The 22720-nt window shown below is 64.1% G+C and carries 22 protein-coding genes; 8 read left to right on the forward strand and 14 right to left on the reverse strand.

Annotated elements, in window-relative coordinates; genetic code table 11:
* Positions 1-13: 13 nt before the first annotated feature.
* Positions 14-1432, reverse strand: a complete 1419-nt coding sequence (locus LB535_RS07660) for a PLP-dependent aminotransferase family protein (protein ID WP_224631766.1) — start codon at positions 1430-1432, stop codon at positions 14-16.
* 102 nt (positions 1433-1534) lie between these two features.
* On the opposite strand from LB535_RS07660, the gene LB535_RS07665 reads away from it, so the two are divergent.
* Positions 1535-2398 (forward strand): DMT family transporter, encoded by an 864-nt coding sequence (locus tag LB535_RS07665; protein ID WP_224632079.1) that lies wholly within the window; start codon positions 1535-1537, stop codon positions 2396-2398.
* 67 nt (positions 2399-2465) lie between these two features.
* Here LB535_RS07665 and LB535_RS07670 read toward each other — a convergent pair whose 3' ends face one another.
* The 4 genes from LB535_RS07670 to LB535_RS07685 all read right to left on the reverse strand — a co-directional run bounded on the left by LB535_RS07670 (position 2466) and on the right by LB535_RS07685 (position 5466).
* On the reverse strand, positions 2466-3506 hold the full coding sequence (locus LB535_RS07670) for a zinc-dependent alcohol dehydrogenase family protein (RefSeq protein ID WP_224631767.1): 1041 nt from the start codon (positions 3504-3506) through the stop codon (positions 2466-2468).
* A 154-nt stretch (positions 3507-3660) separates the two neighbouring features.
* The gene (locus LB535_RS07675) at positions 3661-4131 is read right to left on the reverse strand and encodes a DUF4262 domain-containing protein (protein ID WP_224631768.1); all 471 of its coding nucleotides are present in this window, start codon (positions 4129-4131) and stop codon (positions 3661-3663) included.
* Positions 4121-4771, reverse strand: coding sequence for a maleylacetoacetate isomerase (maiA, locus tag LB535_RS07680; protein WP_224631769.1), 651 nt, complete (start codon positions 4769-4771; stop codon positions 4121-4123). Before maiA ends, LB535_RS07675 begins: the two co-directional genes overlap by 11 nt.
* Positions 4768-5466, reverse strand: a complete 699-nt coding sequence (locus LB535_RS07685; protein WP_224631770.1) for a fumarylacetoacetate hydrolase family protein — start codon at positions 5464-5466, stop codon at positions 4768-4770. Before LB535_RS07685 ends, maiA begins: the two co-directional genes overlap by 4 nt.
* A 209-nt stretch (positions 5467-5675) precedes the next feature.
* On the opposite strand from LB535_RS07685, the gene LB535_RS07690 reads away from it, so the two are divergent.
* Positions 5676-6359, forward strand: a complete 684-nt coding sequence (locus tag LB535_RS07690; RefSeq protein WP_224631771.1) for a response regulator — start codon at positions 5676-5678, stop codon at positions 6357-6359.
* Positions 6360-6368: 9 nt separating this feature from the next.
* On the opposite strand, the gene LB535_RS07695 is transcribed toward LB535_RS07690, so the two are convergent.
* Entirely contained in the window at positions 6369-7706 is a 1338-nt protein-coding gene (locus LB535_RS07695) for a hybrid sensor histidine kinase/response regulator (RefSeq protein ID WP_224631772.1), read from the reverse strand.
* Between the two features lie 6 nt (positions 7707-7712).
* Positions 7713-8897, reverse strand: a complete 1185-nt coding sequence (locus LB535_RS07700) for an FIST N-terminal domain-containing protein (RefSeq protein ID WP_224631773.1) — start codon at positions 8895-8897, stop codon at positions 7713-7715.
* Between the two features lie 261 nt (positions 8898-9158).
* Between LB535_RS07700 and LB535_RS07705 the strand changes: the two genes are divergently transcribed.
* From LB535_RS07705 to LB535_RS07720, 4 genes are all read left to right on the forward strand, one after another.
* On the forward strand, positions 9159-9659 hold the full coding sequence (locus LB535_RS07705; RefSeq protein ID WP_140840520.1) for a (2Fe-2S)-binding protein: 501 nt from the start codon (positions 9159-9161) through the stop codon (positions 9657-9659).
* 133 nt (positions 9660-9792) lie between these two features.
* Complete coding sequence (locus LB535_RS07710) at positions 9793-12138, forward strand: xanthine dehydrogenase family protein molybdopterin-binding subunit (protein WP_224631774.1); 2346 nt, start codon at positions 9793-9795, stop codon at positions 12136-12138.
* Between the two features lie 108 nt (positions 12139-12246).
* Positions 12247-13044, forward strand: a complete 798-nt coding sequence (locus tag LB535_RS07715; RefSeq protein WP_224631775.1) for an FAD binding domain-containing protein — start codon at positions 12247-12249, stop codon at positions 13042-13044.
* A 149-nt stretch (positions 13045-13193) separates the two neighbouring features.
* Complete coding sequence (locus LB535_RS07720) at positions 13194-14273, forward strand: acyltransferase family protein (protein ID WP_224631776.1); 1080 nt, start codon at positions 13194-13196, stop codon at positions 14271-14273.
* On the opposite strand, the gene LB535_RS07725 is transcribed toward LB535_RS07720, so the two are convergent.
* From LB535_RS07725 to LB535_RS07735, 3 genes are all read right to left on the reverse strand, one after another.
* Positions 14274-14762, reverse strand: a complete 489-nt coding sequence (locus LB535_RS07725; protein WP_224631777.1) for an SRPBCC family protein — start codon at positions 14760-14762, stop codon at positions 14274-14276.
* 75 nt (positions 14763-14837) lie between these two features.
* Entirely contained in the window at positions 14838-15347 is a 510-nt protein-coding gene (locus LB535_RS07730) for a GNAT family N-acetyltransferase (protein WP_224631778.1), read from the reverse strand.
* Complete coding sequence (locus tag LB535_RS07735; RefSeq protein WP_411969542.1) at positions 15347-16105, reverse strand: copper homeostasis protein CutC; 759 nt, start codon at positions 16103-16105, stop codon at positions 15347-15349. The genes LB535_RS07730 and LB535_RS07735 overlap by 1 nt, the downstream gene beginning before the upstream one ends.
* A gap of 405 nt (positions 16106-16510) precedes the next feature.
* Between LB535_RS07735 and LB535_RS07745 the strand changes: the two genes are divergently transcribed.
* Together LB535_RS07745 and LB535_RS07750 are read left to right on the forward strand one after the other, a co-directional pair.
* Entirely contained in the window at positions 16511-16966 is a 456-nt protein-coding gene (locus LB535_RS07745) for an SRPBCC family protein (RefSeq protein WP_095765564.1), read from the forward strand.
* An 86-nt stretch (positions 16967-17052) separates the two neighbouring features.
* Positions 17053-17508 carry a carboxymuconolactone decarboxylase family protein gene (locus LB535_RS07750; protein ID WP_095764997.1) on the forward strand — a complete coding sequence of 152 codons (456 nt, stop codon included), beginning with the start codon at positions 17053-17055 and terminating at the stop codon, positions 17506-17508.
* Between the two features lie 42 nt (positions 17509-17550).
* Here the strand turns inward: LB535_RS07750 and LB535_RS07755 are convergent, their stop codons facing one another.
* From LB535_RS07755 to LB535_RS07770, 4 genes are all read right to left on the reverse strand, one after another.
* Positions 17551-17982: a cupin domain-containing protein gene (locus LB535_RS07755; RefSeq protein ID WP_140840507.1), complete on the reverse strand. Its 432-nt coding sequence runs from the start codon at positions 17980-17982 to the stop codon at positions 17551-17553.
* Between the two features lie 69 nt (positions 17983-18051).
* The gene (locus LB535_RS07760; RefSeq protein WP_224631780.1) at positions 18052-19668 is read right to left on the reverse strand and encodes a DHA2 family efflux MFS transporter permease subunit; all 1617 of its coding nucleotides are present in this window, start codon (positions 19666-19668) and stop codon (positions 18052-18054) included.
* On the reverse strand, positions 19665-20882 hold the full coding sequence (locus LB535_RS07765) for an HlyD family secretion protein (RefSeq protein WP_224631781.1): 1218 nt from the start codon (positions 20880-20882) through the stop codon (positions 19665-19667). The genes LB535_RS07760 and LB535_RS07765 overlap by 4 nt, the downstream gene beginning before the upstream one ends.
* A 1043-nt stretch (positions 20883-21925) precedes the next feature.
* A complete protein-coding gene (locus LB535_RS07770) occupies positions 21926-22696 on the reverse strand; it encodes an AAA family ATPase (RefSeq protein WP_224631782.1) in 771 nt (256 codons plus the stop codon).
* Positions 22697-22720: the final 24 nt, after the last annotated feature.

The following is a 22720-nucleotide window of genomic DNA, read 5'->3' on the forward strand; positions in this document are numbered from 1 at the left end:
TGCCGAGACTGGACTACGCGGCCTTGCGACGAGACGCGGCTACCGCCTTTTCGAGCACCTGGAAAATGCATTCGTCGGCACACTGGGCCACGTTGAAGCGCATGAAGCGGCCGGCGGTGTGCGACAGGCTGAAGGCGTTGCCGGGCGCCAGCACGACATTGTCCGAAAGCGCATGGCGTGCGACGTCGGCGGCGTCGATGCCGTCGGGCAGGCGGCACCAGAGAAACATGCCGGCAGGCTGGTCGATCCAGGGCACGATGCCCATCGCCTTCAGCCTGCCGGCGGTCTCGGCCATGGCGCGCGACAGGCGCGTGCGCAACTGCTCGACATGCTTGCGGTAGCTTCCGTCCTTCAACAGGGTCAGCACCAGTTCGGCCGCCAGCCGGGCGCCGCCGAATGTGGTGGCGATCTTGAGATCGGTCAGGCCCTCCATCCAGTCGGGTGGCGCCGCGATGAAACCGCAGCGCACCGAGGCCGACAGCGTCTTCGAGAAGGAGCCGATCTGGACGACGCGCTGCAGCCCGTCGAAGGCCGTGAGCCTCGGAGCAGGGCTATGCTCGAAGTCGGCGAAGATATCGTCCTCGACAATGGTGAGGTCCGCCTGGTCGGCGAGCTTCAGGAGCCGATGCGCGGTGACCGGCGACAGGATCGCGCCGGTCGGGTTGTGGATGCCGGAATTGGTGATGTAGAGGCGCGGCCGGTGCTCGGCGATCGCCTCGGCGAATAGCTCGATGTCCGGCCCCGAAGGCGTGTAAGGCACGCCGACAACCTTGGCCTGATGCGCGCGCAGCAGCGCATGGAAGTTGAAGTAGCAGGGGTCGTCGACCAGGACCGCATCGCCGGGCTCGATCAGGAAGCGGCACAAAAGATCGATCGCCTGGGTGCCGCAGTCGGTCAGCATAATCTGGTCCGGCGAGACCTCGATGCCATGCTCGGCCATGCGCCTTGCCAGCAATTGGCGCAGCGGCGGCAGACCGAGCGGCGTGCCATAGTCCGCAAGCGTCACGTCGTCCGCGCGGGCTGCGCTGCGCAGCGCCCGGCGCAAGGCGGCCTGCGGCATCCAGGACGCCGGCAGCCAGCCGCAGCCGGGTTTCAGCATCTCCTCGCCGGCTTCGAGCGATTGCCGCGACACCCAGAGCGGGTCGACGGCTCGGTCCAGCCGTGGGCCGATCTCGGCGAGCGACAATGGTGCGAGCTGGCCGGCGGCGTAGAAGCCGGAGCCAGGCCGCGAACGGATCGTGCCTTCCGCCGCAAGGCGCTCATAGGCTTCGACCACGGTCGATTTTGAAACCTGCATGGATCTGGCCATGGCTCGTATCGACGGCAGGCGGGCTCCGGGCGTCAGCGTGCGCGCCGCGATGCGCTGGCGGATTGCCGCCATGACGGTTTCGACAAGGGTGGCGCCGCTTCCATTTGGGCCTGATGCGTCCATCTGTACTTCCCTGCCGGCCATTACAGTTTTGTTGAATTGTACCGCATTGTCTCTGGTGATTCCATGGCCCGCACCGGTACGAAAGCGCAAACGGAGCATATGATGGAAAAGAGTTTTGACGGCTGGCTCAGCGGCTTCATCGGTGTGCTGATCTTCAGCGGATCGCTGCCGGCGACGCGGGTGGCGGTGATGGATTTCGACCCGACCTTCCTGACGGCGGCCCGGGCGGCGATTGCCGGTCTGCTCGGGATTGCGATGCTGCTGCTGTTTCGCGAGAAGCGTCCGGAGCGCAGCGACTTGATCTCGCTCGTCGTCGTGGCGCTGGGTGTCGTGGTCGGCTTCCCGTTGCTGACGGCGGTGGCGCTGAAACATGTCACCTCGGCGCATTCCATCATCTTCGTCGGCCTGCTGCCGCTGGCGACTGCGATCTTCGGCGTGCTGCGCGGCGGCGACCGTCCGCGCCCGGCTTTCTGGCTGTTCTCGTGCCTGGGAAGCGCTTTAGTGGCGGGCTTCGCTCTGGCGCAAGGCGTGACCGCGTCGCCGGTCGGCGACGGCCTGATGCTCGGCGCCATCATCGTCTGCGGTCTGGGCTATGCGGAAGGCGCCAAGCTGTCGCGCAAGTTCGGCGGCTGGCAGGTGATCTGCTGGGCCTTGGCGCTGTCGCTGCCGGTGATGCTGGCGTTGAGCTTCGCGACACTGCCGCCATCCTTCGCCGCCATCGGTTCGGGCGCCTGGATCGGTCTCGGCTATGTCTCGCTGTTCAGCATGCTGATCGGTTTCGTGTTCTGGTATCGCGGCCTGGCACAAGGCGGCATCGCCGCCGTCGGGCAGCTGCAGCTGCTGCAGCCCTTCTTCGGCCTGGCGCTGGCGGCGACGCTGCTGCACGAGCAAGTCAGCCCGATGATGGTGGTCGTGACGCTCGGCGTGGTGGCCTGCGTGTTCGGGGCGAAGAAGTTCGCGCGGTAAAGCGCCTACTGATTTGTTTTGACGCAATTCCGGACGGAAAACCGTTTCACACTTTTCCTGGAATTGCTCAGAACTTCGTCACCACCCCGATGCCGATGCCCTCGAAGCCACCCATCGCCATCAGCGCGGCGGGCGCTTCCTCGAGGCTGATCTTCTTGCCCACCAGCAATTCGGGCTTCAGCTTGCCGGTGCGGATCATCTCCATCATCGCGTTGTAGCGATAGGCCTGCATGCCGTGGCTGCCGAGGATTTCGAGCTCGAACGCGATGACCTTGTCCATCGGCACCTGCGGGCGGGCATGCTCGCCAAGCATCAGCCCGACCTGAACGTGGCGGCCGCGACGGCGCAGGTTTGAGATCGAGTTGAAGGAGGTGGTCGGGTGGCCGAGCGCGTCCATCGACATATGCGCGCCGCCATTGGTGATCTGCTTGACCGCCTTGACCACGTTCGGCGTCGCCGAGGCGTTGATCGTCGCCACCGCGCCGATCTTTTTGGCGAATTCCAGCTTCTCGTCGGTGAGGTCGATGGCAATGACATTGGCCCCCATGGCGCTGGCGATCATGATCGCCGAGAGGCCGACGCCGCCGCAGCCATGCACCGCGACCCATTCGCCGGGCGTCACCCGGCCCTGGTCGACGATGGCGCGGAAGGAGGTGACGAAACGGCAGCCAAGGCTGGCGGCGGTGGCGAATTCCATCTCTTCGGGCAGGCGCACCAGATTGGTGTCGGCATGCTCGATGCCGACATATTCGGCGAACGAGCCCCAGCCGGTGAAGCCCGGCTGCGTCTGATGCTCGCAGACCTGATGGTTGCCCGAAGTGCATTCGAAGCAGCGGCCGCAGCCGACGGCGAAGGGGACCGTGACGCGATCGCCGGCCTTCCAGCGGCCGACCTGCTTGCCGACGGCGACGACGACGCCAGCCAACTCATGTCCGGGGACGTGCGGCAGCGTGATGCCGTCGTCATGCCCCATCCAGCCATGCCAGTCGCTGCGGCAAAGACCGGTCGCCTCGACTTTGATGACAACGCCGTCGGCGGCCGGCTTCGGATCGGGCACGGTCTGGATCGTCGGCGCCTCGCCGAATTTCTCGAAGACGACAGCTTTCATCGGCAACTCCACCCTTCGCTTGCCCGAGAGCGACGATAGCCGATTCCGCCGCCGGTCGATCGGAAATCGATTCTGCCAGTGCCGGAACCGGCGGACCGATCGGTAATTTCGGTTGTTGGCGTTCTGGGCAGCGACGCTGAGAGTTGGACACTAGTTACGGCGGGGCATCAAGCAGCGGCTGCCGCTCGCGAAACCAGTCATCGGCTTCGGCATCCCACGGCCAAACACCGGACGTTGTCGGAAAAATAAGCTGCACAATCCGGAAATCGGGCCCGTCATAAAACCATATGTCCCAGCCGAAGTATTCTGGGTAGTGATCGGGATGGACTGCACCGAACTGACAGTCGAAGCCGCCTCCCAGGAAACCCGATGCCCGCTCCCCGACGCTGAACCTCTCGCCACTGCGCACCCGTCGGCAATATTCGTTGATAATGGTCAGCGAAAGCTCCTGCTTGAGCCCGATGACGACCAATTCAGGGACGCCAAAATTGTGCTCGATCCCGACCGAGTAAGCGAAGGGCGGATGCTCGTCCTCCTCCAGCACATAGAGGATGTGGCAGCCGTATTTTTCGATGTCGGCGAGCGTCTTTGCCTCGTCGGGATCCCTGGCTTCTCTATTCGGCATCAATCTGGTTCTGCGGGGCAGCCCTCTGGAACGCCGGCAGCGCCATGCAGGCGGCGTTGATGCGCGCAATCACCGGGTAGGGCGCCATGTCGACGCCGAAGCGGGCATTGTTGGCGACCTGCGCGGCAAGGCAGATGTCGGCAAGGCCAGGCGCATCGCCGTGGCAGAAGGTGCCGGTCTCAGGCGACGAAGCCAGAATCTTCTCAAGCGGCTGGAAACCTTCGTTCACCCAGTGCCGGAACCAGTTGACGACGTCCTCGTCGCCGGCGCCGAACAAGCTACGAAGGGAGGTCAGCACGCGCAGATTGTTCACCGGGTGGATGTCGCAGGCGATCATCTGCGCCAGCATCCTGACGCGAGCCCGACCCAGCGCATCTTTTGGCAGCAGCGGCGGCTCAGGCTGTATCTCGTCGAGATATTCGATGATCGCCAGCGACTGGGTCAAAAGCGTGCCGCCGTCCAGAACCAGCGCCGGCACCAGCCCTTGCGGGTTGACGGCGCGATAGGCGGGCTCGAGATGCTCGCCATGGCGCAAATGGTGCGGCACATAAGTGTAGGTCAGGCCCTTCATCTCCAGCGCGATCCGCACCCGGTAGGAGGTGGAGGAGCGGTAGTAGTTATGAAGGACGAGGTCGCTCATGGCCTCGGCTGCCCGATGGTGACCGCGATCTCGCCGATGCCGTCGACGCCGCCGGTGATCCTGTCGCCGGCCCGGACCGCGCCGACTCCGGCAGGCGTGCCCGTGAAGATCAGATCGCCGGGTTGCAGCTCGACCGCCTCGCTGCAGATAGCGACGATGTCAGCGATCGGCCAGATCAGCTCGGCCAGGTCGCTGTCCTGCTTCACCACGCCGTTGACGGCAAGCCAGATGCGGCCTTTTTCCGGATGCCCCGATTTCGCGGCCGGAACCAGCGGCCCGCAAGGCGCGGATTGGTCGAACGCCTTCGACCAATCCCAGGGGCGCGCCGCCTTCTTGGCATGATCCTGCAGGTCGCGGCGGGTCAGATCGACGCCGACGCCATAGCCCCAGACATGGGCGAGCGCGTCTTCGCGCGGAACGCGGAAGCCGGCCTTGCCGACGGCCACAACCAGCTCGATCTCGTGGTGCAGGTTCGAGGTCAGCGGCGGGTAGGGGATCTCGGCGCCGCTGTCGACCACCGCGTCGGCCGGCTTGGTGAAGAAGAAGGGCGGGTCGCGCTCGTCATTGCCGAGCTCGCGCGCATGCGCAGCGTAATTGCGGCCGACGCAGAAGATGCGGCGCACGGCGAACCGCTCCGCCGAGCCTGCGACGGCAACCGAGGCAATGGCCGGCGGCGGAAGGACGAATTCGGGCATGGGCGGTCTCCGTGCTGGCATGAATCGTCCGCACCTTCAGCCGATTTCGACGGGCGAGCAAGGCTCTATGGCCACGAACATGTTGGCCCTGTCGCTTCACCGACAATGCCGTATACCATTTGGGCGATATACTATTTGCCAATAATCTGGCCAGGGCCGCGAGACTATGCTGTGCCGGCCGAAACCGAACCGATGCCTGATCCTGAGCAATGACCGCCGTCAACGATCGCGCCCGCTTCCTGATCATCGACGACCACCCGCTGTTTCGCGAGGCGCTGCACAGCGCCGTGCAGATGGCCTATCCGGACGTCGATACGGTCGAGGCTCGTTCGATCGGGGAAGCGATCGAGCTTCTTGCCGACGCCAAGCCGTTCGACCTCGCGCTGCTCGATTTGAGCATGCCCGACGTGCATGGCTTCGAGGGGCTGTTGCAGCTGAGGACCCGTTATCCGCGGCTGCCGGTGGTGATCGTGTCGGGCTATGAGGAGCCGAAGATCATCTCCGAGGCGCTGTCCTACGGCGCCGCCGGCTTCATCCCGAAATCGGCGAGGAAGAGCGACCTCGCCGCCGCCATCCGCTCGGTGATGGATGGCGCGGTCTACGTGCCGGAAAATTACGAGAGCCAGCCGCCGGAGCCCGACAGCACCGACCGCGCCGACATGGTGCAGCGTCTGGCCAAGCTGACGCCGCAGCAGCTGAGGGTCCTGCAGATGCTGCGACAGGGCATGCTCAACAAGCAGATCGCCTACGAGCTGCAGGTGGGCGAGACCACCGTGAAGGCGCATGTCTCGGAGATACTGCGCAAGCTCAACGTCTATAGCCGCACGCAGGCGGTGATCGAGGTCTCGAAGCTGGACAATGCGGAGCTGTTTCGGGATCAGGCGGGGTTTTAAGGCGGGCGCCTAAGCCAACAAATGCGCCAGCAGCGCGCGTAGTTGCGCTGGCTTCAGCGGCTTGCGCATCAGCTCTATGCCGGCGGCGCGGGCGGCCTTGGCGACGGGTTCGGAGCCGTCGGCGGTGACGATCAGCGCCGGCACGGTCCGGCCGAGATAGTCGCGCACTTCGGCGATCGTTGACGTGCCGAGATCGCCGCCGTCGAGATGCTGGTCGGCGATGATGATGTCGGGGACCCACGCGGTGTCGCCGAGCAGGTCGAGCGCATCGTCGGTCGAGGTGGCGGCGCGCACCAGGCATTGCCAGCGCTCGAGCAGCGAGGTCATTGCCGAGAGCACGTCCATGTCGTTCTCGACCAAGAGCACCTTGGTGCCGAACAGGCCGTAGCCGCGCGGCCGCTCAATGTCGGCGGCAGCCATCGCCGGCTCGGCCGCGGCCATGCCGACAGGCACATCGATATGGAAGATGGTGCCGCGCCCGACCTTGGAGGAAAAGGTGACTGGGTGGCCGAGGGCGGCCGCCATGCGGCGCACGATCGCCAGGCCGAGCCCGAGCCCGCCGGCGAGCCCGGCATCGGCAAGCGTGGACGTGCCGCGGTGAAATTCCTCGAACACCGCCTCGCGCTGGTCCTCGGGGATGCCGCAGCCGGTGTCGGCGACGTCGATGCGGATGGTGTCGCCGCGATGCCTTGTGCCGACCAGCACGCCGCCGGAGCGGGTGTAGCGCAGCGCGTTGGAGAGGATGTTCTGCAGGATACGCCTGAGCAGCGTGCGGTCGGAACGCACCGCGACATTGACGGGCCGGAATTTAAGCGACAGGCCCTTCTTTGCCGCTTCCGGAAGGAAATCCGAGCGCAGCGAGGAGAACAGCGCTTCCAGGCTGACGTCGACGATCTCGGGCTGCACCACGCCGGCGTCGAGCTTGGAGATGTCGAGCAGCGTGCGCAGCAGGTCCTCCATCGTCTCCAGCGAGCGCTCGACCTGGCGCACCAGCTTCCTGCCTTCATCGCTGGCCTGGACCTCTGCCAGCGCCGAGACCGACAGATGCGCGGCATTCAGCGGCTGCAACACGTCGTGACTGGCGGCGGCGAGGAACCTGGTCTTGGAGAGGTTCGCCAGCTCGGCGCTCTCCTTCGCCGCGCTGAGGTCGATGTTCGACTGCTCGAGCCGGCGCAGCGTCGCGTGCAATTCCTCGGTGCGGTTGCGCACCCGGTTTTCCAGCGAGATCGCGGTCTGGAACAGCGAGAAGGCGTTGCCCTGCTGGTCCATCGAGCGCTCGACGCGGCTGACCAGCGCGGCGTTGATCTTCTTCAGCCTTTCGAGGTCGTCGATGTCGCGAAGCGGCATCAGCGCTCACTCGGCCGCCTGGCGCTCGCCGAAGGCGATGCCGGTAAAGGTCTGGTTGAGATGCATCGAGCGATATTGCTCGCCATAGGTGCCGAAGCCGATGACCTTGTTGGTCCGATAGAGCTCGGAGATGTCACGGAAGACCTGGCGGTTGCGCGCGTCGAGCCGGCGCAGCACGCAGTCGAAACCGAGGATCATGTCGATGCCGCCGAGCCGATGCTCGACATCCTGGAGAGCGGTGCGCGTCGCTTCGACCATGTTCTTGGGCTGGGCGATGGAAAGCACCACGCCGTCGTCGATGGCGCAGAAGAAGGACAGCGAGCCGTCAGGGTGCATGCGCTGGATCGAGCGGCAATAATATTCGCCGCCGACCTTCACCACCACGGGGTGCGAGGCAAAGCTCAGCGGCGTCAGCGTCTGCGGCACGATGCCGACGGAGGCGGCATATTCTTCCGCCGCGTTGGTGGCGTTGAACTCGCGCACGACACGATGGTCCGGGTCGGACGCCGTCACCACCAGCTTCTCGTCGGTCGGAATGAAATTATCGGTCTTGAAGACGTGGAAGGGGATCTCGGTCGCGACCAGCACGACGATGGCGCTGTCGGACGCGACCGTGCCGTTGGCGATCAGCCTGGTCGTCTCGAATTTCAGGTCGTCGCCGGCCGAGCCGCCAATCAGTGGAATGTCGTCCAGCCCCCAGTGGATGGCCGAGGTAACCGCTTCCTCGGCATAGGACAGCCCGTCGATGAAGCAGAGCGCGAATATGTTCTTGGCCCGATCCTGGCCGACGCGCCCGCGCAGCAGGCGCCGCAGCGAGGCGACCTCGCCGGTGATCCGGTCCATGCCCGACGAGGAGAGGTTCTCGACCATGGTGGCGACGGTCGAAAACGATGCCGACGGCAGAAGCAGGGCAAGGACATGTCCTTCCTCCAGCCCCTGCGGCGTGATCTCGCCGGCGGTCGAGCAGCCGGCATAGGCAAGCGACGGAGCGTGTGCCGTCAACGCCTGCGCGAGCGCCGCCGCGTCGACCAGGCTCTGGGAGAAGAACAAAAGCGCGAAGCCGGCGTCGACGATCGCCGCTTCGGCCGCGATGGCCCGAGCAAAAACGTTCGGGTCGGGCTCATCCGTGGTGAGCGCCGAAAGGCCCGATGCATAGCGTGTGCTAGAACTGGCCAGCCGCCTTCTCCGCAATTTCCTCCAACGCTGATTATGCGTGTCTTTTCTTATGCGTGTCAGGCACGCTTCGCGTCGAGGGCATCTTTGCCCTCAATCCCTGATTTGGCAATGGGCCGGGCATCATGCTCAACAGGCTATCGGCCATGACCGAAAGTACAAGGGACGCAGCGCTGGCAGCACTGTTTTGCCCGTTGTACGGTACGCAATTGCGCGCTGCCGAAGCACAGGCACGGCATCGGCAAGGTGAGGACCAAGGTTAATACCCAGGGAGGCTGCATGTCGGACGTGTCGTTGACTGTGAATGGGAAACGGGTCAGCGGTAGTACCGAAGACCGAACGTTGCTGGTGCATTTCCTGCGAGAACATCTCGGCCTCACCGGAACGCATGTCGGCTGCGATACCTCGCAATGCGGCGCCTGCGTCGTGCATGTCGACGGCCGGGCGGTGAAGTCCTGCACGATGCTCGCCGTTCAGGCTTCCGGCTCGAGCATCGTCACCATCGAAGGGTTGGCCGACGGCGCCGAGCTGCATCCGGTGCAGGCCGCGTTCAAGGAGCATCACGGGCTGCAATGCGGCTTCTGCACGCCGGGCATGATCATGGCCGCGACCGACATGATCGCGCGTCACCCGCAAGGCCTCGACGAAGCGATTGTGCGCGCCGAGCTCGACGGCAATATCTGCCGCTGCACGGGCTACCACAACATCGTGAAGGCGATCCTCGCCGCATCGGAGGCGATGTCGAAGGGCGCCAAGGGCAAGGCGAAGCAGGCAGCGTGAGATGAGTGAGTAGTGAGTAGCGAATAGTGAGTAGCGAATGGTCGGCGTCTCTGTGACCGACCCCTACTCCAAATCTTTTCCTACTCACTATTCGCTACTCACTACTCCCCTAAATTCCGGAGGAATTTCCGCAATGGGTATCGAAGGCGTCGGCGCCCGCGTGGCGCGCAAGGAAGACAAGAGGTTCATCACCGGCGGCGGCCGCTATGTCGACGACATGGTGGTCCCCGGGATGAAGCATGCGGTATTCGTGCGCAGTCCGCACGCGCATGCGCAGATCAAGAAAATCGACGTTAAGAAGGCGCAAGCCATGCCGGGCGTCGTCGGCGTCCTGACGGGCAAGGAGCTCAAGGCCGACGGCATCGGCAATCTGATCTGCGGCTGGATGATCCATTCCAAGGACGGAACGCCGATGAAGATGGGCGCGTGGTCGCCACTCGCTGTCGACAAGGTGCGCTATGTCGGCGACGCCGTGGTGGTCGTCGTCGCCGAGACCAAGGGCCAGGCGCGCGATGCGGCCGAAGCGGTCGAGATCACCTATAAGGAATTGAAGGCCGTGGTCGATGCCACGAAGGCGATCCAACCCGGCGCGCCGCAGATCCATGCCGAGGCCGAGAACAATCTGATCTTCGACTGGGAGCTCGGCGACGCCAAGGCGACCGACGCGGCGATCAAGTCGGCGGCCCATGTCACGCGCATGAAGATCGTCAACAACCGGCTGGTGCCGAATGCGATGGAGCCGCGCGCGGCGCTCGGGCACTACGACAAGGCGGAAGACCACTATACCTGCTGGACGACGTCGCAAAACCCGCATGTCGCGCGACTGGTGATGAGCGCCTTCTACAACGTCGCGCCGGAAAACAAGCTGCGCGTGATCGCGCCCGATGTCGGCGGCGGCTTCGGCTCCAAGATCTACATCTATCCGGAAGAGATCGTCTGCCTGTGGGCATCGAAGAAGACCGGTGTCCCGGTCAAATGGGTGGCCGACCGCACCGAAAGCTTCCTTTCGGATGCGCATGGCCGCGACCATGTCTCGACGGTGGAGATGGCCTTCGACAAGGACAACCGCATCACCGCTCTCAAGGTCGATACGATAGCCAATCTCGGCGCCTACATGTCGCTGTTCTCGTCTTGCGTGCCGACCTATCTCTACGCGACGCTGCTGTCGGGCCAGTACAACATCCCGGCGATCCACGCCAATGTGCGCGCCGTCTACACCAACACGGCGCCCGTCGATGCCTATCGCGGAGCTGGGCGGCCGGAGGCCACCTATGTGCTCGAGCGCACGATGGAGACCGCGGCGCGCGAGCTTGGCGTGTCGCCGGCGGAACTCCGACGCCGCAACTTCATCACGTCCTTCCCGCACCAGACTCCCGTCATAATGAACTATGACGCCGGCGATTATAACGCTTCGCTCGATGCGGCGATGAAAGCCGCCGACTATGCCGGCTTCACCAAGCGTCGCGCCGACGCCGCCAACCAGGGCAAGCTGCGCGGCATCGGCATGAGCTGCTATATCGAGGCCTGCGGCCTGGCGCCGTCATCGGCGGTCGGCTCGCTCGGCGCCGGCGTCGGCCTCTGGGAATCGGCGGAGGTGCGCGTCAATGCCGCCGGCACGATCGAGGTGCTCACCGGCTCGCACAGCCATGGCCAGGGCCATGAGACGACATTCGCGCAACTGGTCACCCAGCGCTTCGGCGTGCCGATCGACTCCGTCTCGATCGTGCATGGCGACACCGACAAGGTGCAGATGGGAATGGGCACTTACGGCTCGCGTTCCGGCGCCGTCGGCATGTCGGCCATCGTCAAGGCGCTCGACAAGGTCGAGGCCAAGGCCAAGAAGATCGCCGCGCATCTGCTGGAGGCGGACGAGGGCGACATCGTCATCGAGAATGGCGAGGTCAAGGTCGCGGGCACCGACAAGAGCCTGCCCTGGTTCCAGGTGGCGCTTGCCTCCTACACCGCCCACAATTTGCCGGCGGGCATGGAGCCCGGGCTAAAGGAGACGGCCTTCTACGATCCGTCCAACTTCACCTTCCCGGCCGGCTGCTACATCTGCGAGGTCGAGATCGATCCGGAAACCGGTATGACGGAGATCGTCCAGTTCGTCGCGGCCGACGATTTCGGCAACATCATCAATCCGATGATCGTCGAAGGGCAGGTGCATGGCGGCATCGCCCAGGGCGTCGGCCAGGCGTTGCTGGAAGGCGCGCATTACGACGCCAGCGGCCAACTCCTGACGGCAAGCTACATGGACTACACCATGCCGCGCGCGGCCGACCTGCCGTCCTTCAAGGTCTCGACCTCGAACACGCCGTGCCCGGGCAATCCGCTCGGCGTCAAAGGCTGCGGCGAGGCCGGCGCCATCGGTTCGCCGCCGGCGGTCATCAACGCCATCACAGATGCGCTCGGCGTCGTCGACATCGCCATGCCGGCATCGCCGGCCACGGTGTGGTCGGCCATTCGGGCGAAGAAATGAGTGAGTAGGGAGTAGTGAGTAGCGAATAGGGAACCGTGCCACCTCCGGCAGCGGGCCTACCGACTACTGACTACTCACTACTGCCTAACCACTGTAGGGGAGGATCCCATGTATTCCGTCAACTACCATCGCGCTTCCTCCGTCGCCGACGCCGCAAGGCTGCTGAAGAACGGCGACGCCAAGCTGCTCTCCGGCGGCATGACGCTGATCCCGGCGATGAAGACGCGGCTCGCGGCACCGTCGGACCTCGTCGACGTCTCGCGGCTGAAGGACCTGCAGGGCATCAAGGTGTCCGGCAAGACCGTGACCATAGGTGCCGCGACGACGCATTACGACGTCTCCACCGACGAGAAGCTGAAGAAGGCCTGCCCGGCGCTTGCACATATGGCATCGCTGATCGGCGACCCGGCGGTGCGTTACAAGGGCACGATCGGCGGCTCGATCGCCAACAACGATCCGGCGGCCGACTATCCGGCGGCATTGCTGGCGCTGGGCGCGACGATCATCACCAACAAGCGCGAGATCGCGGCGGACAAGTTCTTCAAGGGCCTGTTCGAGACAGCGCTGAAGGACGGCGAGATCGTCACGGCGGTGAGCTTTACCGCTCCCGCCAAGGCGGCCTACCAGAAATTCCGCAACCCGGCTTCGCGCTACGCCATCGTCGGCGTGTTCGTGACCAAGGGCAAGGACGGGGTGAGGGCGGCAGTGACAGGCGCCGGCGAGGACGGCGTCTTCCGCTCCAAGGAAATCGAGGCAGCGCTGGCGAAGAATTTCGATGTCGCGGCGCTCGGCGACCTCAAAGTGTCGGCAAAGCGGCTGATGAGCGATATCCATGCTTCCGCCGATTACCGCGCCAATTTGATCGCGGTGATGGCCAAGCGCGCCGTGGCCGCAGCCAACGCCTGAACGGCGACGCCATGCCTCAAAGAAGGGGCCTCGCGGCCCCTTTTTCTTTCGCTGCGGCAATGGTTTAGGCGCAAACGCCTGTCGAATTGCGGCTTCGCACTTGCACAAAGTTATCCCGCACTGCAAAATAAATCCGGCGGGAATACCAGATGGTCCAGGCTGCGGGCAATGTTTCGCATGCGGACCTCAAGTCGCGAAGGCACGGTATGACCGACATCTCCGCAGCGTCCGTTGTCCTGCCGCGGGCCGCGACCGACAGGGAAGCCAGGGCAAGACTGGCCTATCTCGACGGTTGGCGAGGCTTGTCGATCGCCATGGTGCTGGTCGGCCATTTCTTTCCGGTCCCAGGGCTCAATCTCGGCGTGCTCGGCGTCGAGTTCTTCTTCGTGCTGAGTGGCCGGCTGATGGGCGAAATCCTGTTCATCGAGCGCTTTCCGCTGAAGAAATTCTTCAAGCGCCGCTTCTCGCGCATCTATCCAGCGCTGCTAATGTTCGTGATTGCCGCCATGATCGGCCTGACCGGAACCTTCATCGCCTTCAAGTGGAAAGCGGCGCTGACGGCGCTGACCTTCACCTACAATTACGCCGGCGTCCTGATCACCCGCGCCGGCGCGCTCGACCACATCTGGTCGCTCTGCGTCGAGGAGCATTCCTATATCCTTTTGGCGCTGATCAGCGTGGTGGTTACCGGTCGGGCGAATGTCGTGCGGCTGCTGGTGGTGCTGGCGCTGTTGGCAATGGCCAACGGCGCCATTTCGTACGGCATTCTCGGCATGGGCTACGAGACCAGTTACTGGCGGAGCGACGTGCATATCGCCTCGATCCTGCTGTCCGCCGCGATCTGCCTGCTCAAGGCCGACGGGCGCCTGCCGGCTTTCCTGCAAAACCAGCATGTGGCGCTTGCGGCGGCGGTTGGCGGCGTGTTGCTGTTCCTCGATCCGGTGCCGACCACGATCCACTATCTTGTCGGCGTGCCGCTGCTGGCGCTCGCCATCAACACGCTCGACTTCGCGGGCGGCTACCTGACGGGGCCGTTGTCGTCGCGGCCGATGGTGATGCTTGGCCTGTGGTCCTATTCGCTTTATCTGTGGCAGCAGCCTTTCTACAAATTCGTCGATGAGCGCGGCAGCGCGACAATCCCGATGCTGGCGGCCGTGTTCGCCTGTGCGCTCGCGAGCTACTACATCGTCGAGAAACCCGCCCGCGGCTGGCTCAACCGAAACTGGTGATCAAGCAGGTTTCGTCGCTCGTTGCGCAGCGAGGTAGCGGCGGAGCCCGGCTTCGCCGCGCGGCGTGGTCCAGCGATGGTTCCAGGCGAAGGCTGATCTCAGAATCGGCGCCAGAAGTTTGAGGATCGGCCTCTCGACCGTGACCTGCCAAACCAGATCGACATGGGTGCCTGCTCCGGACGGCGACAGCTCCGCCCGCCACAGGCCGTCGAAATCGCCGAAGGTCTTCACCACCACCAGCCGGCCGGGGTCGAGCTCGGCGGCCTCGATGATGAAGTTCAGCTCATAGGGCAGGGCGCCGCGCGCTCTCGCTCTGGCGCGCGCACCGACGACGCCCTTGCCCTTCCTGTCGAGCGGCTCGATCTCCTTGTAGGCATCGCCCCACCGGAGCGGCAGAAGCTGGGCGTCCGACAGCACGTCCCAAACTTCCTGCGGCGTGCCTTCAGGGATGTCCCAGCTTTCGTCGAAGCGGAAGACATTGCTCGCCATGACGTCGCCCCCAACCAGCGGAACGGCCATATTAGCTGCGGCTTGTTTTCCTTGCCAGCGGCTTCGGAGGCATCTTCAGGCGGCGATTGGCTTTGCCCAATAACGGACCGACTTCTTGCCGCCGTGGATCACCGCATCGCCGACCTCGGCGAAGCCGAGCGCTGTGTGGAAGGCATCGGAGGCCGGATTGGGCGGATCGGCGTTGACCTCGCAGGTGACGATCGCGTGGCCGGCGCGCCGGGCATGCTCGAACAGATCCTCGTAAAGCCGTCGGGCGTGGCCACGGCCGCGCGCCCCGGCCGCAACCACCACACGGTCGACATAGACAAAGCGCGTATAGCGCTCGCGGAACCAGAGGAAGTTCGGACTGTCGTAGCTTGCGTCCTGGTCGAAGCATAGGATGAAGGCTTCGAGCGCGCCGATCCGGCGGGTGTAGAAAGCCTCGCCGAGCAGGAAGGAAAGCCGTTCCGGCTCGAGCCAGGACAGCTCCGCCGCATGCTCGTTGTTGAGCGCGAGGATGGCGGGCTCGTCGGCGGGCGAGACGCGTTCGATCGGCAGCAATTCCTTGCTCATCACTTGCGCCATCAGCCTCTCGCGGCCGCGATCATCGCCGCCACCTTGGCTTGATCGGTCACCGTGTTGCGGTATTCGCGGTCGACGTCGTTACCGCCCATACCGACATTCGGGTTGCGGTAGCGCATGGCGCTCGGCACGTCCGCAAGTGCTGCAAAATGCATCTCGGTCAGTCCCGTACGCCTGCGGACCTCGCCAATCGTGTCGGGGGCGAGTGCGCCACAGCCGAGTATGATGATGCGCGAGCCGGCCTGGCGAACGAGTTCCGCCAGAAGCCCGACGCCTTCGACCGCCGTGTCGCGCTGGCCGCTGGTCAGCACGCGGCCGACCTTGCAGCGGATCAAGGCTTCGAGCGCCTCGGCCGGATCGCGCGTCATGTCGAAGGCGCGGTGGCAGGTGACGTTGAGCGGGCCGGCGGCCTCAACCAATGCGCTCATGCGCGCCTCGTCGATGGCGCCGTCGGCGGTCAGGCATCCGACGACGACCCCGGCCACGCCGAGCTCGCGCAGCGCTTCGACATCGGTGAGCATCGAGCGGTATTCGGCCTCGCTGTAGAGGAAGTCGCCGCCGCGCGGGCGCACGATGACATGGAAGGGAATGGTCGCGCTTTCGAGCGCGGCGCGCACCGTGCCCAGGCTCGGTGTGATGCCGCCTTCGATCAGGCTGGCGCAGAGCTCGACCCGGTCGGCGCCGGCGGCCTGCGCGGCGAGCAGCCCGTCAATGCCTTCGACGCAAATTTCGATCAGGGGGAGTCGGGCGTGGGTCACCAATGTCCATCCATATTTCAACTGATCGCCAGCCCTAGCATCGCGGCGATTGCCGCGAAAGCCGCAACGATCGATCCAGGGTCCGGCGGTGATTATCGGGGCTTGGTGCAGAATGCCGTTGACATTCATAACTGTCAGGTTATAGATGACCCATAGCTGGTGAGTTATTGATGTAATGGGAAGGACGGCCTGCCGCCTGGAGATGGTGAAGAGGATCGCACAAAGACCGGCCTGAGGACTGTCGTCACCTGGACGCTGACGCCGACCGAAACCGGCACCCATCTGCGCGTGGAACAATCGGGCTTCAGGCCGCGTGATGCGCAGAGCTATCGACGCGCCAGCCGTCACTGGAAGCGCTGTCTCGCGGCTTTGCTGAAATTGTTGGAACAATTGGACAAGGAGGATGCCATGGACGGTATCGCCAAAGACCCGACGAAGGATGAAACCAAATCGATCGTTGTCGAGCGGCTCATTCCACACGGCGCCGACAAGATTTGGCGTGCGCTGACGTTTCCGCATCTCGTTGCCGAATGGCTGATGGAGAACGACTTCGCGCCGGTCGAAGGCCATCGCTTCACCTTTCGCGCAAAGCCCGTGCCCGGCTGGTCGGGCGTGACGAACTGTGTGGTGCTGAGGGTCGAACCGCCAAGGCTGCTCGCCTACAGCTGGGGCGACGGCAGCGAGTCCGACAGTGGCCTGAAGACGGTGGTAACATGGTCGTTGACGCCAGAAGGCGATGCCACCCGGGTACGGATGGAGCAATCCGGCTTCAGGCCGCAGGACGAGCCTGGCTACAAAGGCATGGGAAGCGGTTGGCCGCGCATCCTGGAGCGGCTTGAGCAGGTTGCCGCCCGGCCGGGCTGATCCCGACATTTGCGCCGGCATGTGGTGCAAGTCCCCTGATGCGTCTGCATCCAGGGCTCGCAGAAAACGTCTGAAGGAGACCGACGATGGAAGCAAGATTGAAGAACCCGGTGATGCTCATTCCCGGCGCGCTGCAGGCGCTGCTGGCGCTCGACAAGTCGACCGAAGCCGGCGGCTTGCCTTATGTGACGCGCAAGCTCGTTCATCTGCGTGCCAGCCAGATCAATGCCTGTGCCGTCTGCGTCGACATGCATGCGCGTGAATTGAAGAAGGCCGGCGAGAAGGACGAGCGGATCTTCGCCGTATCGGCATGGCGGGAGACGCCTTATTTCACCGCAGCCGAACGCGCGGCGCTTGCGCTTGCAGAGGCAGCGACGCGCATGGCCGACCGTTCCGATGCGGTGCCGGACGACGTCTGGGACGAAGCGGCGCGCCACTATGACGACAAGGCGCTCGCCGCCCTGGTGATCCAGATCGCGCTGATCAATGCGTTCAACCGCCTGAACGCCACCACGCGGCAACCCGTGGGCGCTTGGGGATAAGGTGGGAGGAGGGCGCCCGCTCCGAAGCGGGCCTCTCGCCGGCTACTGTTTCAGGATCGTGTTCTTGGCGCCTTGCTCGACCTGATCGATCACCAGCAGCTTTACCGGATCGGTGCCGATATTGGTGGCCTGGTGCCACTGGCCGATCATCTCGACGATGAAGTCGCCGGTCTTGTAGGTGTTGGCGGCACCGGTCTCGACATTGGCGACCCTGAGCGTGCCTTGCTCGACATAGGCATAGCGCGGGAAGGGGTGCTTGTGCACCGGCAGGGTAGCGCCGGGGGCTATCTGGTATGACGAGACTTGAACCTCGACATTCTTTTGCGGCAGCGTGATCGGCTGGCCCGATGCGGTCGTCGTCTTCGCCGCCAGCGGCGTCACCACGACCGGCGTGTTGCCGCTGTCCAAAGCGTTGGCCGCGGTCGCGTAGACGGCGGCTATCGCCAGCAGTGCCGATATTGTGATGTTGCGCATAGTCCCCTCCAAATTTGCCGCACCATCGCCCGACATTGACGCACAAGCATCCTTTTGCAAGCGGCTCTGTCACACGGCGGGACTGTCCTGCCGTTTGGCTGCCCCGGGCCTCGGCGGCCGCAGCAGCAGGGCGAGCGGCACGAGCAGCGCCGTCGCTACCGCGCAATAGAAGAAGACATCGACATAGGCGAGCAGCGTAGCCTGGCGGCCGATCTCCTGGCCGATCCAACCCACGGCCTGTTGCCTGGCCTCGGCCAGCGGTGAGCCTTCGGCGACGAAATGGTCGGTTATCTGGCGAAGCGTCTGCTGATAGGTGTCGCTCGATTGTGCAGTGTGGCTGACCAGCACCGACTGATGGAGCTGGGCGTTCTGGGCAATCACCGTGTTGGACAGCGACACGCCGATGCTGCCGCCGAGGTTGCGCGCGACATTGATCAGCGAGGACGCCTGATCGGTCTTCTGCGGCGGCAGGCCGACATAGGCGGCGGTCGAGATCGGGATGAACAGGAACGGCAGGCCGATCATCATATAGACGCGCGCATAGGCGAAGAAACCGAAGCTGGCATCGGGCGTCAGCGAAGTCGTGTGCCAGAGCGCGACCGCGACCACCGACATGCCCAGCATGATGAGATAGCGCGGCTGAACGATACCGGCGGCAAAGCCCGAAATCGGCATCAGCATCAGCATGGCGATGCCGCCCGGCATCATCGACAGGCCGGAAAGGGTGGCGGTGTAGTCGAAGGTCGTCTGCTGCAGTTGCGGCAAAAGCTGCGTGGTGCTGAAGAGCACCGCGCCCACCGCCATCATGACCAGGAACGACATGCCGAACTGACGGCTGAAAAGCAGGCGGATGTCGACGATCGGATCGCGCCTCGTCCACTCCCAAGGAACAAGCAGCAGGAACGACACCGCCGAGATCACGGCGAAGATGGTGATGAAGGTCGAGGCGAACCAGTCGTTGCGCTGGCCCTCATCGAGAAAGACTTCGAGGCAACCGAGCGCCATCGCCACCAGGATGAAGCCGATCCAGTCGACCTTCAGCCCCTTGCTCAGCCGCTCGCGGCGCTCGCGCTCGAGAATGTCGGGCTCGATCACCAGCCATTGCACGAGCGCCAGCGACATGATGCCGAACGGCACATTGATGAAGAAGATCCAATGCCACGAGAAATTGTCCGTCAGCCAGCCGCCGATGGTCGGGCCGACCGTTGGCGCAACGATGACCGCAATGCCGTAGAGGGCAAAAGCCTGGGAGCGCTTCTCCGGCGGAAAAGTGTCGGCGAGGATCGACTGCTCGCTCGGCGCCATGCCGCCGCCGCCGAGCCCCTGCAGGATGCGGAAGGCGATCAGCGTCGGCAGATTGGGGGCCAGTCCGCACAGCAGCGATGCGAGCGTGAATGTGGCCACGCAGATCATGTAATAGCGCTTGCGGCCGATGACGCTGGCGAGCCAGCCGCTGACCGGGATGATGACGGAGTTGGCGACGAGATAGGTGGTGATCACCCATGTGCTTTCATCCATGCCGGCGGCCAGGCTGCCGGCGATGTTGCGCAGCGCGACATTGGCGATCGAGGTGTCGAGCACCAGCATGAAGGTGGCGATCGAGACGACGATCGCGATGAGCCAGGGGTTGCGCCCGCCGGCCGCCGACCGGCTTTGGTCGCCCTGGACTGTTGCGGCATCGCTCATCTGACCTTGACCGTCGGCACCACAGACATGCCGGGACCGAGATAGACGCCGGGCGGCTGGTCGAAGACGATCTTGACCGGCACGCGCTGTACCACCTTGACGAAATTGCCGGTGGCGTTTTCGGCCGGGAGCAGGCTGAACGCCGTGCCGCTGCCGGCCTGGACGCTGTCGACATGGCCATGGAAGGTCTTTTCCGGATAGGCGTCGATGGCGATGTCGACGGGCTGGCCCGGCCGCATCAGGTCGAGCTGCGTCTCCTTGAAGTTCGCCTTCACCCAGACGTCCTTGGGCACGAACATCATCAGCACCTGGCCGGGCTGCGCATAGGTGCCTTTCGCCGCCGTGATGTTAGTGGCATGGCCTGCCACGGGCGCCGTGATCATCGTGCGGGCGAGAGTGGTCCTGGCCTGATCCTCGGTGGCCTCAGCCTGCCGAAGCTTGGCCTCGGCGCTCTTGCCTTGTGCCTGCAGAACCGCAACCTGGCTTTTCGCCGCCTCGGCATTGGCGTTGGCGGCATCGAGCGCTGCCTGGTCCTGGCGCAAGGTCGAAGCGGCCTGCTGTGCCTGTTGTTGCGTCGCCGTGCCCTTGGCGAGCAGCTCGCGGTTGCGCTGGTCCTCGGATTTGGCGAATTCGAACGCGGCCTGCGCCTGGGCCACCTGCTTTCCGGCGACATCGATCTTGGCGTTCTGCGCCTGGGTCTGGGCCTGGACGTTGGCGATCTCGGCCTGCGCCGCCGCCACGCCGGCTTGTGCCTGTTTGAGCGAGGCCTGGTAGTCGCTGTCGTCGATGCGCAGAAGCACGGCGCCGGCCTCGACCGGCTGGTTGTCGGTCACGGCAACGTCGGTGATGCGCCCGGCAATTTCCGCGCCGACCGTTACCGTTCGCGCGTCGATGAAGGCGTCGTCGGTCCATTCATACTGACGTGCGTTGATCCACCAGATCACCACCGCCGCGACGACCAACAAGACGAGGATCGCGATGAGCGTCGCTATGTAGGGGTGGCGCTTGACGAGACCGGGCTTGTTGCCGTCGGACGAACCGTCATTCGCCTGCCTGTCTTGCGTCTGCTCGTCGTCGCGCTTGTCTTCTACGGGTCTGTCTTCGACGCGCTTGTCGTCGCCCGGCGGGCGTTGCTGCCGATCGGACCGCGGCTGAGCACGCGATTCTTCGGCGGGAGCGGTTTCGCGCTCTTTTCTGTCAGTTTTTGCGTCCAAGGCAACGGATCCCAGATATCGTCGACCCCTCTCGCAGCAGAGTCAACGGGTGTTTTCCGCAAAGGTTCCTGTCGCCGGATGCCGGGTTCACCTCAGTCCCGCCGGAGGCGTTGGCCTGCAAATGGATGATGGCAGCGTTGTTGCGCGAGTTATAGGATCGTCGCTGCGACCGAAACCTCAGGGAGGGGCTGCTCATGCAGTCTCCGATGGAAAAGGACAAAAGCTCAACTCGGCCATTGCCGGGAGAAGCGGAACGTCGGGCGAGGCTGCAAAAAATGCAGGGGCTGCGAAGCCTGCGATCTTACGGCTCCTGCCTTCGGCTTGACCCAAGCGCCCAGTTTCACGATCTGATCGATTGTACCGCGCTGCTGGAACTGTTGAATGAAGGCAACGACGGACATCGACGGCGAACCGCCGCGCTCCCAAGCCACCTGGCTTGCTAGCCTCGCACCGGGCCGCCGGCCCTGGCAAGCAGCGGCGAACGCTTACAAGTCAGGCGGCTGCATCCCACAGCAGGACATTCGAGCCCGCCTGCCGTTGGCATTCTGTTCGACCGCGGGGATAAGCTCAATCGACCCTAAATCATCGCGCGATCTGACAGGTCCCAAGCCGCGCAAGGACAAGCAACGCGAAATCCGAAATGCTGCCGCCCGACAAAACCAACGAATGGGACCGGAACAAGGTCCATGGCGATGGGGACAGCATTGGCATCGAAGAGGACGAGGCCTAGCCGGCGACGACAGTGGGTCGTCACCTCGGCGAAGCGGCCCGGCAAGGCTGGCGGGGTAGAACCAGTCAGGCCGGGCCTGACCAGCAAGGCTCGCAACGCTCCGGCTGAGATCGAGCCTATCAGCCCGACCCAAGATTCTTGCCATACGAATGGAGGATGCCTAGCCAGCCAGTGGGAACCAAGACCCGCCTTGCCAATAAATCGACGGTTGTTCCTGGAACTACGGTGACCGAACTGCCCGTGCGGGTGTAGACGTTTGGCGGCTGCAGCCGTCTTCGCCGACGGTGAATGGAAGTCCGTTGTAGGCCGCCACTCAATCCAACGGGATTGGCGGATAGGCTGCTGAGTGCAAGCTGCGTTTGTACCTCGCCAAGATTTCCTCTTCGATTTCGTCGATCGCCAGCGTTAGTGCACGTTGATTGTTGGCGTCGACGTCAATGATCGACCGGCCGCGTGCCGTCAGCAAGCCGCATACGCGCGCCACGACGGTGGCCGACTGAAGCCTTTTGTCCAATCCGGTTTCGAACAAACGCTCGGCAAAGGTGTGGCTCTTCTGTCTCCGGTGAAGCCGCTCGATGAGAAGTTGCTCGCAGGCGTCGATTCTAACCACCACGTCCGACTCCGGGATGAAATCCAGCGCGTGTGCAAGGCACGTCTCATCTGCTGTTCCACTGAAGCAGGCGAGCATCGAAACCGCCTGAACGAAGGCTTCGTCGAAAATAAGAATTTCCTCGCTCGCGGCAGATTGGCGCCATGCGCGGGCAAGGCGGAGAACGTATTGACTTAGCCTGATGCGCCAGATCACGTTTCTGGGAGGCAGTGTGTGCACCAGGTTTGCGCGAATTCTGAAGTCGACGGCATTTGCGGATGGGCGACAGGCCATGCCAATCGAGCGTGCAGCCGCGCGAGCGACTCGACACATCGCAGTGACAATGCCGCCGGGGTCCAGCATGGATCGGTGAACAACCCGCCGGTCAGTGAGAACAATCCGTGCAGGGTGTCCGTGAGCCCGCAACTGTTCATAAAGCGCATGCGCAAATGTCGTTTTGCCTGACCCAGCCGGACCTGCGAATTCAACAATCATGCGTTAGGAACCCCGCTGGACTGG

It is taken from the genome of Mesorhizobium sp. CA10 (assembly GCF_020165285.1).
GTDB lineage: Bacteria > Pseudomonadota > Alphaproteobacteria > Rhizobiales > Rhizobiaceae > Mesorhizobium.

Coding starts and splice junctions, on each gene's coding strand:
- maiA (WP_224631769.1), bottom strand. CDS start 4,771: ATGAGCGACCTCGTCCTTCATAACTACTACCGCTCCTCCACCTCCTAC.
- LB535_RS07675 (WP_224631768.1), bottom strand. CDS start 4,131: ATGCCGAATAGAGAAGCCAGGGATCCCGACGAGGCAAAGACGCTCGCC.
- LB535_RS07670 (WP_224631767.1), bottom strand. CDS start 3,506: ATGAAAGCTGTCGTCTTCGAGAAATTCGGCGAGGCGCCGACGATCCAG.
- LB535_RS07730 (WP_224631778.1), bottom strand. CDS start 15,347: ATGGCGCAAGTGATGAGCAAGGAATTGCTGCCGATCGAACGCGTCTCG.
- LB535_RS07690 (WP_224631771.1), top strand. CDS start 5,676: ATGACCGCCGTCAACGATCGCGCCCGCTTCCTGATCATCGACGACCAC.
- LB535_RS07695 (WP_224631772.1), bottom strand. CDS start 7,706: ATGCCGCTTCGCGACATCGACGACCTCGAAAGGCTGAAGAAGATCAAC.
- LB535_RS07760 (WP_224631780.1), bottom strand. CDS start 19,668: ATGAGCGATGCCGCAACAGTCCAGGGCGACCAAAGCCGGTCGGCGGCC.
- LB535_RS07685 (WP_224631770.1), bottom strand. CDS start 5,466: ATGCCCGAATTCGTCCTTCCGCCGCCGGCCATTGCCTCGGTTGCCGTC.
- LB535_RS07665 (WP_224632079.1), top strand. CDS start 1,535: ATGGAAAAGAGTTTTGACGGCTGGCTCAGCGGCTTCATCGGTGTGCTG.
- LB535_RS07660 (WP_224631766.1), bottom strand. CDS start 1,432: ATGGACGCATCAGGCCCAAATGGAAGCGGCGCCACCCTTGTCGAAACC.
- LB535_RS07755 (WP_140840507.1), bottom strand. CDS start 17,982: ATGCGCAACATCACAATATCGGCACTGCTGGCGATAGCCGCCGTCTAC.
- LB535_RS07750 (WP_095764997.1), top strand. CDS start 17,053: ATGGAAGCAAGATTGAAGAACCCGGTGATGCTCATTCCCGGCGCGCTG.
- LB535_RS07705 (WP_140840520.1), top strand. CDS start 9,159: ATGTCGGACGTGTCGTTGACTGTGAATGGGAAACGGGTCAGCGGTAGT.
- LB535_RS07725 (WP_224631777.1), bottom strand. CDS start 14,762: ATGGCGAGCAATGTCTTCCGCTTCGACGAAAGCTGGGACATCCCTGAA.
- LB535_RS07770 (WP_224631782.1), bottom strand. CDS start 22,696: ATGATTGTTGAATTCGCAGGTCCGGCTGGGTCAGGCAAAACGACATTT.
- LB535_RS07745 (WP_095765564.1), top strand. CDS start 16,511: ATGGACGGTATCGCCAAAGACCCGACGAAGGATGAAACCAAATCGATC.
- LB535_RS07720 (WP_224631776.1), top strand. CDS start 13,194: ATGGTCCAGGCTGCGGGCAATGTTTCGCATGCGGACCTCAAGTCGCGA.
- LB535_RS07715 (WP_224631775.1), top strand. CDS start 12,247: ATGTATTCCGTCAACTACCATCGCGCTTCCTCCGTCGCCGACGCCGCA.
- LB535_RS07710 (WP_224631774.1), top strand. CDS start 9,793: ATGGGTATCGAAGGCGTCGGCGCCCGCGTGGCGCGCAAGGAAGACAAG.